The organism is Pseudoroseomonas cervicalis ATCC 49957 (assembly GCF_000164635.1).
Taxonomy (GTDB): domain Bacteria; phylum Pseudomonadota; class Alphaproteobacteria; order Acetobacterales; family Acetobacteraceae; genus Pseudoroseomonas; species Pseudoroseomonas cervicalis.
Map to the genome: position 1 here is coordinate 1,327,817 of NZ_GG770777.1, position 11,997 is coordinate 1,339,813.

Genomic DNA, 11,997 nt, shown 5'->3' on the forward strand with positions numbered 1-11,997 from the left:
GCTGGCCAGCTGGCTCTGCAGGCTGGGCGGGCGCCCGCCGGCCCTCGGCGTGCCATAGAAGCCGGCCAGCCGGCGGCCGCGCCACTCCCGCGGCTGGGTCGCCGCCTCGGGCTGCGCCCGGGCCAGCCAGTCCTGGAAATGCCGGACCCAGACCGCCTCCAGATCCAGCGCCATGGCGTAGGGCAGGATCCGCTCGAAATGCGGCTGCGACATGTCGGGCGCGCCGGCGATGCGCAGCCGCTCCGCCTCGGCCACGCGGATATACCCCGCCAGCCCCTCGATCTCGTCCAGCAACTGGCGGCCGCGCGGCGTCGGCCCGCCCAGCCGCGGCAGGGCGATGCGCGCCAGCAGCGCCACCGCCAGCATCACCCCCAGCAGCCCCGGATCGCCGCTGCGCAGCACCGCGTGGCCGAGCAGCGCCAGGAAGGGCGACAGCATCACCAGCCAGAACAGCTTCATCAGCACGCCGCCCCGCCCGCCGAGCAGCGGCAGCAGCGCCAGCATCAGCAGCGGGGCCAGGATGAGGAGCGACAGCTTCAGCGGCTCCGGCAGCGGCAGGGCGATGCCCAGCACCGCCGCGACCGTGGCGGCCAGCCCCGCCAGCACCTGCGGCCAGGCGCGGCGGCGCAGGCCGAGGGCACGGTGCTGCTGCCGCAGCGCCGTGGCGACGCCCTGCTCCAGCCGCCGCACCGCCTGGCCCTGGGCGCGCTCGATGGTCAGCGTGCCGCCGGCGGCCTGGATCGCGTCGAGCACCAGGCGCTGCTCGGCGGGCAGGTCCGGCCCGGGGCGGGTGGCGCCGGCCGACAGGCGCGGCGCGGCGCCCGACGGATCAAGCTCGATCAGCCCCCGCGCCGCCATCTCGACCAGCACCAGCGACATCAGGCCGTCGAGATCGGTGTGCCGGTTCCAGGCCAGCCGGACCAGGGCGGCGGAGAGGCCGGCCGGCGGCTCCCAGCGCGGCACGATCACGCCGGGCTTCGGGTCGCGGCCCCAGAGGAGCCACAGCCCTGCCAGGAACGCCGCCAGCGCGGCGGCGATGCCGGCGCCGCGCAGGGTCGGGCCGTGGTCGCGCCAGAACCAGTCGCGGCGCTGCCGGTCGCTGGGCGCGGCGATGGCGCCCTTGGCGAAGGCGACGGCGATGGTGAGGCCCTCGCGCGCCGCCAGCGGCCGCGTCGTCTCGAACCGCGCCACATGGCCGTCCAGCCGGCGGAAGCGGGCATCGCCGCCGGTCGCGCCGAAGGCGCCGGTGAAGGCGGCCAGGTCGCGGATCTCGGCGCCTGGCGGCAGCCGCACCGTTGCGGTGGCGCGGTCGATCGGGAACAGCCATTCGGTGCCGGTGGCGTTCCAGTAAACCTCGTCCTGCGTGTCGAAGCGGCGGAGCTGGCGGTCGGTCACATAGGTCAGCGCATAGACATGCTCGCCCGTGGCGACCCGCCTGCCCTCGCGGCCGAGATACAGGCGCAGCGCCCGGTCGCCCTCGACCTGGCGGACCGCCTCCGGCGCGCCGTCGCGCGTGGCCGAGCGCAGCTCGAAGCCGACACGCCGGGTCCGCCAGCCATCCTGCTGCAGGATCGGGACGTCGCGGAAGATGCCGAAGCGGATGCGGTCGCCCTCGGCGCGGACGCGGATCGTCTCGGTGACCAGGAAGCTGCCATCCGCCTGCACGGTGATGTCGGCGTCGAAGGCGAGGATGCGCTCCTGCGCCGCCGCCGGCCGGGCGAGCAGCAGCAGCGCCAGCAGCAGGGCGCCGAGCAGCCTTGCCGCCACCTCAGAAAGCGACCTGGGGCAGAGCACGGTCCTGCGGCGATTCCGGCTCGAAATAGCGCGCCTCGGTGAAGGCGAAGCGGCGGGCGACGAGGTTGGAGGGGAAGCTCTGGACCTGGGTGTTCAGCATCCGCACCGCGCCATTGTGGTAGCGGCGGGCATGCTGGATGTCGCGCTCCAGCGCCTCCAGCGAGGCCTGCAATTCGCGGAAATTGGCGCTGGCCTTGAGGTCGGGATAGGCCTCGGCGACGGCCAGCACGCGCCCGATCATGGCGCCCATCTGCCCCTCGGCGCGGGCGCGGCCCTCGATGTCGCCGGCCGGCGTCTCGGCGATGCGGGCGCGCTGGCGGGTGACCTCCTCCAGCAGGCCGCGCTCATGGCCGGCATAGCCCTGCACCGTGGCGACCAGGTTCGGCACCAGGTCGGCCCGCCGCTTGAGCTGCACGTCGATGCCGCTCCAGGCCTCGGCGACGCGCTGACGCGAGGCGACCAGCCGGTTGTAGACCGCGATGACATAAGCGACGGCCAGGCCCAGCACAGTCAGCACGACAAGAATGGTCCAGCCCATCGAACAACTCCCGGATCAGAGGCCGCGCGCTCCCGCTGCGGCGGTGGTTCCAAGATGAGGAACGGTATCCGGGGGAGCAATGGCGCGGCTGGGACTTCGCGGGCGGGGCCGATCACATGCGCTTCGGGACCGCTGCGCGGCGGTCCTGGCAGCAGGGCGGCCGACCCTGCGCGGTGCGGGCGGCATGACGGTGGCGCGGGGGAAAAGCGATGGCGGCGTCTCGGGGAGGGCGCCTGGACAGCACCATGACCGGCGCCGCACCTGACCCGATCAGGCGGCTTTCGCCGGCCTTGCCATCAACGGCATCGGATGAAGGTGACTGGCGCGCCCGAAAGGATTCGAACCTCTGACCCCCAGATTCGTAGTCTGGTGCTCTATCCAGCTGAGCTACGGGCGCTTGCCAGTGGCCGGGTGATAACCGCCGGCGCGGGGGGACGCAACAGGGGGAGACGACTTTTTTCCGCAAAATCCGCCTGCGAAATGGCTGAGCCCAGGCCAGGCGCAACGCCCCGGGCGGAAACGACGAAGCCCGGCACGAAGGCCGGGCTTGCAGGGTCGGTCCGGGCCGGGGCGCGGTGTCAGGCGGCCAGCTTGTCCAGCTCGCGCAGGATGGCGTCGCCCATCACGCTGGTGCCGACGCGGGCGGTGCCGGGGCCCATGATGTCGGCGGTGCGCAGGCCGCCGGCCAGCACCTTCTCCACCGCCGTCTCGACCAGCTTCGCATCCTCCTCCATGCCGAAGGACCAGCGCAGCAGCATGGCGAAGGAGAGCAGCTGGGCGCAGGGATTGGCGATGCCCTTGCCGGCGATGTCGGGCGCCGAGCCGTGGATCGGCTCGTACAGCGCGTGGCGCCGGCCCGAGGCGTCCTGCGCGCCGAGCGTGGCCGAGGGCAGCATGCCCAGCGACCCCGTGGCCGCGGCGGCCAGATCCGACAGAAGATCGCCGAAGATGTTGCTGGCCAGGATGACGTCGAACTGCTTCGGCCGGGCGCAGAGCTGCATGGCGCAATTGTCGGCATACATGTGCGACAGCTGCACGTCGGGGAACTCGGCCTGGCCGACCTCGTTCACCACGGCGCGCCACAGGCGGCCGGACTGCATGACATTGGCCTTGTCGACGCTGGTCATCTTGCCGGTGCGCTTGCGCGCCAGGTCGAAGGCGACGCGCGCCACGCGGGCGATCTCGTCCTCGGTGTAGACCTCGGTGTCGGTGCCGCGGCGCTTGCCGTTGGGCAGGGTCTCGACGCCGCGCGGCTCGCCGAAATAGATGCCGCCCGTGCTCTCGCGCACGATCATCAGGTCGAGGCCGCGCACCACGTCGGGCTTCAGGCTGGAGGCATCGACCAGCGGCTCCAGCACCAGCGCCGGGCGGAGGTTGGCGAACAGCCCCAGCTCCTTGCGCAGCCGCAGGATGCCGAGCTCCGGGCGCTTGTCGAACGGAAGAGAGTCCCATTTCGGGCCGCCCACCGAGCCGAACAGCACGGCATCCGCCGCCAGCGCCCGCTCCACCGTCGCATCCGGGCAGGGGGAGCCGGTGGCGTCCAGCGCGGCGCCGCCCACCTGGCCCTCCTCCAGCGCGAAGGAGACATGCCGGCGCCGGTCCATCCAGTCGATGACGCGCCGCACCTCGCGCATCACCTCGGGCCCGATGCCGTCGCCGGGCAGGACCAGCAGCCTCTTGTTCGCCGTCATGTCTCTCGTCTTTCCCTCTTGGTCCGGTCGGCCCTGGCGGCTCAGCGGTAGAGCCAGGGCTGCGCCGCGCGCTGCTTCGCCTCGAATCCGTCGATGGCGGGCGCACGCTGCATGGTCTGCCCGATATCGTCCAGGCCGTTCAGCAGCAGGTGGCGGCGCAGCGGGTCGATCTCGAACGGGATTTTCTCACCGTTCGGCCGCACCACGACCTGCTCCTGCAGGTCCACGGTGATGCGCGCATTGGCGCCGAGCTTCGCATCCTCCATCAGCTGGTCGCACACCGCGCGCGGCAGGCGGACCGGCAGGATGCCGTTCTTGAAGCTGTTGTTGTGGAAGATGTCGGCGAAGTCTGGCGCGATGACGCAGCGTATGCCGAAATCCAGCAGCGCCCAGGGCGCGTGCTCGCGCGACGAGCCGCAGCCGAAATTCTCGTGCGCGATCAGGATCTCGGCCTGCCGGTAGGGCTCCTGGTTCAGCACGAAATCCGGGTTCTCGCTGCCATCCTCGCGGTAGCGGAGATTGGCGAAGAGCGACTTGCCGAGCCCGGTGCGCGCGATGGTCTTGAGGAAGCGCGCCGGGATGATCTTGTCGGTGTCGACATTCGCCATGGGCAGCGGGGCGGCGATGCCGGTGAGCGTGGTGAAGGCGTCCATGGTCCCGTCTCCCTCAGGCGAGCTCGCGCAGATCGGTCAGCCGGCCGGTGATGGCCGCCGCCGCCGCCATGGCCGGCGAGCAGAGATGCGTCCGCCCCCCCGGGCCCTGGCGCCCCTCGAAATTGCGGTTGCTGGTCGAGGCGCAGCGCTGCCCCGGGGTCAGCTTGTCCGGGTTCATGCCGAGGCACATGGAGCACCCCGCCTCGCGCCACTCGAAGCCGGCCGCCTTGAAGATGGCGTCCAGCCCCTCGCGCTCGGCCTGCTGCTTCACCAAGCCCGAGCCCGGCACCACCATGGCGCGCACGCCCGGCGCCACCTGGCGGCCCTTCGCGATGGCGGCGGCGGCGCGCATATCCTCGATGCGGCTGTTGGTGCAGGAGCCGATGAAGACGACATCGACCTTGAGGTCGGTCAGCTTCTGCCCCGGGGTCAGGCCCATATACTCGACCATGCGGCGCAGCTGGGCGCGGCGCGCCTCATCGGCGGCCTCCTCCGGGTCGGGCACGGTGCCGGTGATCGGCAGCACATCCTCCGGGCTGGTGCCCCAGGAGACCATCGGCACGATCTCGGCCGCATCCAGGAACACCTCGCGGTCGAACTGCGCGCCCTCGTCGGTGGGCAGGGTGCTCCACCATGCGACCGCGCGGTCGAAGGCCTCGCCCTGCGGGGCGTAGGGGCGGCCGCGCACATAGTCGAAGGTGGTCTGGTCGGGGGCGATCATGCCGGCCCGCGCCCCCGCCTCGATCGACATGTTGCAGATCGAGAAGCGCCCGGCCATGTCCAGCGCCCGGATGGTGCTGCCGGCATATTCGATGACATGGCCATTGCCGCCGGCGGTGCCGATCTTGCCGATGATCGCCAGCACGATGTCCTTGGCGGTGCAGCCGGGGGGCAGTTCGCCCTCCACGGTGACGCGCATGTTCTTGGCGCGCTTCTGCAGCAGGGTCTGGGTGGCCAGCACGTGCTCGACCTCGGAGGTGCCGATGCCGAAGGCCAGCGCGCCGAGGGCGCCATGGGTCGAGGTGTGGCTGTCGCCGCAGACGATGGTCATGCCCGGCAGGGAGAGCCCCTGCTCCGGCCCGATGACATGCACGATGCCCTGGCGGGCATCGGTCAGCGGGATGTAGGGCACGCCGAACTCGGCGACGTTCTTCTCCAGCGTCTCGACCTGGGTGCGGCTCTCGGGGTCGTCGATGCCGGTGTAGCGCGAGGCGTCGGTGGCGATGTTGTGGTCGACCACCGCCATGGTGCCGTCCGGCCGGCGCACCGGGCGCCTGGCCATGCGCAGCCCCTCGAAGGCCTGCGGGCTGGTCACTTCATGCACGAGGTGCCGGTCGATGTAGAGAAGCGCGGTCCCGTCCGGAAGCGTCTCGACCAGATGGGCATCGAAGATCTTGTCGTAGAGCGTGCGCGGCTTGCTGTCCGCGGTCGGGGCCGACATGGGGCGATTCCTCGTGGCAGATGGAACATCACCCGTGTGGCGCTGGGGCAGGAGGGGGCCCACCGCCACCCGGAGGTCGCGTTGGCGTCACGGAGGGAGGCATCCTCCGGAACCCCGCCCGGCTCGGATCGCGGGGGGAGGCATCCCCCGGAATTCCTCCGGTTCTGGCAACGCGCCCATGTTTGGGCGCGGCTGCCGTCGGGTCAAGCGCGCGCGGCGCGCTGCTGGCCTGCCCGCCCCGAAGGCGGGTCCCCGGGGTCGCCCCCGGGGGCAGGCGGTGGCAGGGGGCGGGCCCCCTGCCCCGTTCCTCAGGCCTTGTTGACCGTGCGCTCGGCGATGCGCGCCGACTTGCCGGTGCGGCCGCGCAGGTAATACAGCTTGGCGCGGCGCACCTTGCCGCGGCGCAGCACGGCGATCTCGGCCACGTTCGGGGAGTAGAGCGGGAAGACGCGCTCCACGCCCTCGCCGTAGGAGAGCTTGCGCACCGTGAAGTTGCTGTGCAGGCCCTTGTTGGAGCGGGCGATCACCACGCCCTCATAGGCCTGGGTGCGGGTGCGCTCGCCCTCGACGACCTTCACCATCACGCGGACGGTGTCGCCGGCGGAAAACTCCGGCACGGCGCGGGCCTCGGCCAGACGGGCGAGCTGCTCGGCGTCGAACTGCTGCAGCAGGTTCATTGTTGTGGTCCTCTCGACAATCCGTTTAGGCGGCGCGGGCCGCCCGTTCAATCCTGTGTTCTGGCCTGTGGCCCGGCCTGCCGGGCCCAGAGGTCGGGCCGCCGCTCGCGCGTCGCCGCCTCCGCCATCTCTCGCCGCCACTTCGCCACCGCCGCATGGTGGCCGGAGAGCAGAACCTCCGGCACCGCGCGGCCCTGCCACTGCACCGGGCGGGTGTAGTGCGGGTATTCCAGCAGCGCACCGCGCGGGTCGGAGAAGCTCTCCTCCGCCGCGCTGTCCGCCCCGCCCATCACCCCCGGCAGCAGCCGCACGCAGGCGTCGAGCAGCAGCAGCGCCGCCGGCTCCCCGCCCGAGAGCACGAAATCGCCGACCGAGACCTCGCGCATGGCGCGCGCCTCGATCACCCGCTGGTCCAGCCCCTCATAGCGGCCGCAGACGAGGATCACCCCCGGCCCGGCCGACAGCTCCCGCACCAGCGCCTGGTCCAGCAGGCGGCCGCGCGGGGTGAGGTAGACCAGCGGACGCGCGGGCCCCTCCGCCAAAGCGGCGGCGCAGGCGGCGTCCACCACATCGGGCCGCATCACCATGCCGGCGCCGCCCCCGCAGGGGGTGTCGTCCACCGTCCGGTGCCTGTCGGCCGCGAAGTCGCGGATCTGCTTCGCATCCAGGCGCCACCGGCCCTCGCGCAGCGCGCGCCCGGCCAGGGACAGGCCGAGCGTGCCCGGAAACATCTCCGGGAACAGCGTGAGAGCGGTGGCGTGCCAGGTCACGCGGCACCTCCGCGCACGCCGCGCGGGCCGGTGCGCTTCGGCGCATCCTGCCGGCGCGGCAGGGCGCGCACCGGCTCGGCCAGCGGCGTCTCGGGCAGGGTGGCCTCCTCCCCCGTCTCGCCGGGCTGCGGCGGCACCACCACGGCTTCCGGCGGCACGGCCACCAGATAGCCCTCGGCGATGATGACCTGCGGCACCACGGCGCGGGTGAAGGGCAGCAGCAGCTCGCGCCCCTCGCCGTCGATGACGGTGAGGAAGGGGCCGGCGCCGTAATCCTCGACGCTGCGCACGCTGCCGAGCGTGGCGCCGCTGCCATCGCGCACCGCCAGCCCGACCAGATCGGCGAGGTAGAACTCCTCCTCCTCGGTCGCGGGCAGGCGGTCGCGCTCGACATAGAGGCGCGTGCCGGTCAGGCGGGCGGCGGCGTCGCGGTCGGCGACACCCTCGATGCGGGCCAGGCCATTGCCCAGCCATTGCAGCGCGAAGCGACGGGCGCCGCTCTCATCCGAGAGCGGGCCATAGCCGGCGATGGCGGCCGGGTCGGCGGTGAAGGCGTTGACGCGGACGATGCCGCGCACACCGTGCGGCCGTCCGATCTCCCCCACCAGGATGCGCTGCGCGGGCATGGGCGTTCAGCGGTCCGGTGTCAGCCCGCGGCGGCGGCGGCGGCCGCGGCGCGCTCCTGCGCCTTCTTCTTCGGCGCGGACTGCTTCGGCTGCTCGCGGAACACCGGCATCGGCGCCAGCTCGGCCTTGCCGAGGAACTTGGCGACGCGGTCGGTGGCGACGGCGCCGTGCTGCAGCCAGTGCTTGATGCGCTCGCCGAACAGGCGGACGCGCTCGGCATGGTCGGCGGGCAGCATCGGGTTGTAGCTGCCGACCTTCTCGATGAAGCGGCCGTCGCGCGGCGAGCGGCTGTCGGCCACCACGATGTGGTAGTAGGGGCGCTTCTTGGCACCGGCGCGCGCGAGGCGGATCTTCAGGCCCATAGTGACTTCCTTAGCTGGGTGATTCGGTTGTTCAGAAGGGGCGCTTGCCCCCGGCTCCGGGGAGAAGCGCGCCCAATCCGCCGCGCATCAGCCCCTTCTGGCCGAGCTTGTTCATCCGCTTCATCATCGCGGACATGTCGTCGAACTGCTTGAGCAGCCGGTTGACCTCCTGCACCGTGGTCCCCGAGCCGGCGGCGATGCGCTTCTTGCGGCTCGCCTTCAGGATCTCGGGGTTGCGGCGCTCCTTCGGCGTCATGCTGCCGATGATGGCGGCCTGGCGCTTCAGGATGGTGTTGTCGAGATTGGCGTCCTCGAGCTGGGACTTCAGCTTGCCCACCCCCGGCAGCATGCCGAGGATGCCGGAGAGCGAGCCCATCTTGCCGATCTGCTTCAGCTGCGCCGCGTAATCTTCCAGGTCGAACTGACCCTTCTGCATCTTCGCGGCGAGTTTTTCCGCCTCGGCCTTGTCGATCGTCTCGGCGGCGCGCTCGACGAGCGAGACGATGTCGCCCATGCCGAGGATGCGGCCGGCGATGCGGTCGGGGTGGAAATCCTCGAGCGCGTCCAGCTTCTCGCCGGCGCCGAGCAGCTTGATCGGTGCGCCGGTGACGGCGCGCATCGACAGCGCCGCGCCACCGCGGGCATCGCCGTCGACGCGGGTCATGACGATGCCGGTCAGGCCCACGCGCTCATTGAAGATGCGGGCGGTGTTCACCGCGTCCTGGCCGGTCATCGCATCGACGACCAGCAAGCTCTCATGCGGCTTGGTGGCGGCCTTGACCTCGGCCACCTCGGCCATCAGCGCCTCGTCGATCGAGAGGCGGCCGGCGGTGTCGAGGATCACCACGTCATACAGCTCGCCGCGCGCCACCTGCATGGCACGCGCCGCGATCTGCAGCGGGGTCTGGCCCTGGATGATCGGCAGGGAGGCGACGCCCGCCTGCTTGGCCAGCGTCTCCAGCTGCAGCTGGGCGGCGGGGCGGTGGACGTCCAGGCTGGCCAGCAGGACCTTCTTCTTGTCCCGCGCGCGCAGCCGCAGCGCGATCTTGCCGGAGGTGGTGGTCTTGCCCGAGCCCTGCAGGCCGATCATCAGGATGGCGATGGGCGCGGCGGCGTTCAGGTTCAGGCCGGGGGTCTGCTCGACCCCCTCGCCACCGCCGAGCGCCTCGACCAGGCAGTCATTGACGATCTTGATGACCTGCTGGGCGGGGGAGACGGAGCGGATGACCTCCTGGCCCACGGCGCGCTCGCGCACCTTGTTGACCAGGTCCTTGACCACCGGGAGCGCGACATCGGCCTCGAGCAGCGCGATGCGGACTTCCCGCAGCGCCTCGTTCACGTTGTCCTCGGTCAGCGCGCCGCGGCGGCGCAGCCGGTCGAAAACCCCGTTCAACTTGCCCGACAGCGCCTCGAACATCGGCGGTCGTCTTCCTTTCCTGCGGGTTGAGCCCCGCCCATAACAAAACACGCCGCTGCCCGAGCCTTCGGGGAGCGACGGAGCCGGGCCTCTCCGGGAGGCGCCGACCGAAAATCCGGACAAAGCCGGAGCCGCGACATACCCCTCCCCCCCCCTCCTTGCAAGTCTTTTTGCCCGCTGCCGGTCATAGCCGAGACGGGCGGTGCCGCACGGGCAGGGTTCTCTCCGGCCCAGTGTGGCGGCCCGCCTGGCCGGGGGATGGCGGCAGCCTGACAAAAAGAGGGAATTCATTCCCCCGACCTGACCCAAGCTTATTCTGTTGCCTTCCCGGCTGCTGCCCGCTAGCCTCCCCTCATGAACACGCTCAACCCGTTCCAACGCTGGTGGTGGCCCCTGTAACAAGGCGGCCAGCGTAGTTCACTGATCCTCAGGCCGCCTCGGACATCCGGGCGGCCTTTATTCTGCACTCTCCCCTCCCCCCGGATCTCTGAGGCGACCGCAAAGCCCGGAGCGCGCGAGAATGCAGAGCTATCAGACCCAGGGCGGCCTGACCGTCCACCGATCCAGCGCCGAGGCCGATTATCCCGGCGCGCGCGAGGTGCTGGCCGGCAAGCTGGACCGGCAGCGCGGCGTGCTGCTGTCCTCCTCCTTCGAGTTCCCGGGCCGCTACACGCGCTGGGACATGGGCTTCGCCGATCCGCCGGTGATGATCACCGCGCGCGGGCGGGAGATGGCGATCCAGGCGCTGAACGCGCGCGGCGCGCTGCTGCTGCCGGCGATGGCCGAGGCGCTGCGGCCGATGCCGGAGCTGGCCGCCTTCGAGGCCGGGGCGGAGCGCATCACGCTCACCGTGCGCACGCCGACCGAACGGCTGCCGGAGGAGGAGCGCTCGCGCCTGCCTTCCGTCTTTTCCGTGCTGCGGGTGCTGCGCGACCTGTTCGCCAGCCCGGAGGATGCGCATCTCGGCCTGTATGGCGCCTTCGGCTACGATCTGGTGTTCCAGTTCGAGCCGATGCCGCTGCGCCTGCCGCGCGGGGCGGACCAGCGCGAGCTGGTGCTCTACCTGCCGGACGAGATCCTGGTGGTGGACCATCTGCGCAGCGCCGCCACGCTCTACCGCTATGATTTCACGGTGGGCGGAAAGGGCACCGAGGGGCTGCCGCGCGAGACGCCGGCGGATGGTTACCGCCCCGGCAACGGGATCGCCCCGCCGGAGAGCGATTACGGCCCCGGCGAGTATGCCGCCATGGTGGAGCGCGCCCGCGAATCCTTCGCGCGCGGCGACCTGTTCGAGGTGGTGCTGGGCCAGACCTTCGCGACGCTGTGCCCCGACGCGCCGAGCGCGCTGTTCGAGCGGCTGCGGCGGGTGAACCCCTCCCCCTATGGCGCGCTGATGAATCTGGGCGAGGGCGAGTTCCTGGTGGCGGCCAGCCCGGAGATGTTCGTCCGGGTCGAGGGCAGCCGCATCGAGACCTGCCCGATCAGCGGCACCATCAAGCGCGGCCGCGACGCGCTGGAGGACGCGGCCAATATCCGCACCCTGCTCAACTCCGCCAAGGAGGAGAGCGAGCTGACCATGTGCACGGATGTGGACCGCAACGACAAGTCGCGCGTCTGCGTGCCCGGCTCGGTCCAGGTGATCGGCCGGCGGCAGATCGAGATGTATTCCCGCCTGATCCACACGGTGGACCATGTGGAGGGCACGCTGCTGCCGGAGCGCGACGCGCTGGACGGTTTCCTGTCGCATGCCTGGGCGGTGACGGTGACGGGCGCGCCCAAGACCTGGGCGATCCGCCATGTCGAGGCGGAGGAGCGCTCGGCCCGCCGCTGGTATGGCGGCGCCATCGGGCGGCTCACCTTCGACGGCAACATGAACACCGGGCTGACGCTGCGCACCATCCGGCTGAAGGAGGGGGTGGCCGAGGTGCGCGCCGGCGCCACGCTGCTGCATGACAGCGACCCGGCCTCGGAGGAGGCGGAGTGCCATCTGAAGGCCAGCGCCATGTTCGCCGCCATCCGCGGCGCGGG

Annotated in this window: 11 protein-coding genes and 1 tRNA gene; 1 reads left to right on the forward strand and 11 read right to left on the reverse strand. The window is 71.5% G+C overall.

The window, feature by feature from the left end; all coding sequences use genetic code 11:
- From HMPREF0731_RS05750 to ffh, 11 genes are all read right to left on the reverse strand, one after another.
- Nucleotides 1-1,767 (reverse strand): DUF2207 domain-containing protein (locus tag HMPREF0731_RS05750; protein ID WP_040611957.1); only part of this gene is annotated, 1,767 nt, incomplete at its 3' end.
- 1 nt (nt 1,768) lies between these two features.
- Complete coding sequence (locus tag HMPREF0731_RS05755) at nt 1,769-2,332, reverse strand: LemA family protein (protein WP_007003107.1); 564 nt, start codon at nt 2,330-2,332, stop codon at nt 1,769-1,771.
- Between the two features lie 320 nt (nt 2,333-2,652).
- Nucleotides 2,653-2,729 (reverse strand) — tRNA-Arg (locus HMPREF0731_RS05760).
- 181 nt (nt 2,730-2,910) lie between these two features.
- On the reverse strand, nt 2,911-4,023 hold the full coding sequence (leuB, locus tag HMPREF0731_RS05765) for a 3-isopropylmalate dehydrogenase (RefSeq protein WP_007003108.1): 1,113 nt from the start codon (nt 4,021-4,023) through the stop codon (nt 2,911-2,913).
- A gap of 41 nt (nt 4,024-4,064) precedes the next feature.
- Nucleotides 4,065-4,676, reverse strand: coding sequence for a 3-isopropylmalate dehydratase small subunit (leuD, locus tag HMPREF0731_RS05770; protein ID WP_007003109.1), 612 nt, complete (start codon nt 4,674-4,676; stop codon nt 4,065-4,067).
- Between the two features lie 13 nt (nt 4,677-4,689).
- Nucleotides 4,690-6,117: a 3-isopropylmalate dehydratase large subunit gene (leuC, locus tag HMPREF0731_RS05775; protein WP_007003110.1), complete on the reverse strand. Its 1,428-nt coding sequence runs from the start codon at nt 6,115-6,117 to the stop codon at nt 4,690-4,692.
- 308 nt (nt 6,118-6,425) lie between these two features.
- Complete coding sequence (gene rplS, locus HMPREF0731_RS05780; RefSeq protein WP_007003111.1) at nt 6,426-6,794, reverse strand: 50S ribosomal protein L19; 369 nt, start codon at nt 6,792-6,794, stop codon at nt 6,426-6,428.
- Between the two features lie 47 nt (nt 6,795-6,841).
- Entirely contained in the window at nt 6,842-7,564 is a 723-nt protein-coding gene (trmD, locus tag HMPREF0731_RS05785) for a tRNA (guanosine(37)-N1)-methyltransferase TrmD (RefSeq protein ID WP_007003112.1), read from the reverse strand.
- A complete protein-coding gene (gene rimM / locus HMPREF0731_RS05790; RefSeq protein ID WP_007003113.1) occupies nt 7,561-8,190 on the reverse strand; it encodes a ribosome maturation factor RimM in 630 nt (209 codons plus the stop codon). Before rimM ends, trmD begins: the two co-directional genes overlap by 4 nt.
- Nucleotides 8,191-8,210: 20 nt before the next feature.
- Complete coding sequence (gene rpsP / locus HMPREF0731_RS05795; protein WP_007003114.1) at nt 8,211-8,552, reverse strand: 30S ribosomal protein S16; 342 nt, start codon at nt 8,550-8,552, stop codon at nt 8,211-8,213.
- Nucleotides 8,553-8,583: 31 nt separating this feature from the next.
- The gene (gene ffh, locus HMPREF0731_RS05800; protein WP_007003115.1) at nt 8,584-9,969 is read right to left on the reverse strand and encodes a signal recognition particle protein; all 1,386 of its coding nucleotides are present in this window, start codon (nt 9,967-9,969) and stop codon (nt 8,584-8,586) included.
- 520 nt (nt 9,970-10,489) lie between these two features.
- Between ffh and HMPREF0731_RS05805 the strand changes: the two genes are divergently transcribed.
- The coding region (locus HMPREF0731_RS05805; RefSeq protein ID WP_007003117.1) for an anthranilate synthase component I at nt 10,490-11,997 on the forward strand (1,508 nt) is incomplete at its 3' end.

Excerpts from the sequence above, each read along its gene's own strand:
- HMPREF0731_RS05755 (WP_007003107.1), bottom strand. The coding sequence starts at position 2,332 with ATGGGCTGGACCATTCTTGTCGTGCTGACTGTGCTGGGCCTGGCCGTC.
- leuB (WP_007003108.1), bottom strand. The coding sequence starts at position 4,023 with ATGACGGCGAACAAGAGGCTGCTGGTCCTGCCCGGCGACGGCATCGGG.
- leuD (WP_007003109.1), bottom strand. The coding sequence starts at position 4,676 with ATGGACGCCTTCACCACGCTCACCGGCATCGCCGCCCCGCTGCCCATG.
- leuC (WP_007003110.1), bottom strand. The coding sequence starts at position 6,117 with ATGTCGGCCCCGACCGCGGACAGCAAGCCGCGCACGCTCTACGACAAG.
- rplS (WP_007003111.1), bottom strand. The coding sequence starts at position 6,794 with ATGAACCTGCTGCAGCAGTTCGACGCCGAGCAGCTCGCCCGTCTGGCC.
- rimM (WP_007003113.1), bottom strand. The coding sequence starts at position 8,190 with ATGCCCGCGCAGCGCATCCTGGTGGGGGAGATCGGACGGCCGCACGGT.
- rpsP (WP_007003114.1), bottom strand. The coding sequence starts at position 8,552 with ATGGGCCTGAAGATCCGCCTCGCGCGCGCCGGTGCCAAGAAGCGCCCC.
- ffh (WP_007003115.1), bottom strand. The coding sequence starts at position 9,969 with ATGTTCGAGGCGCTGTCGGGCAAGTTGAACGGGGTTTTCGACCGGCTG.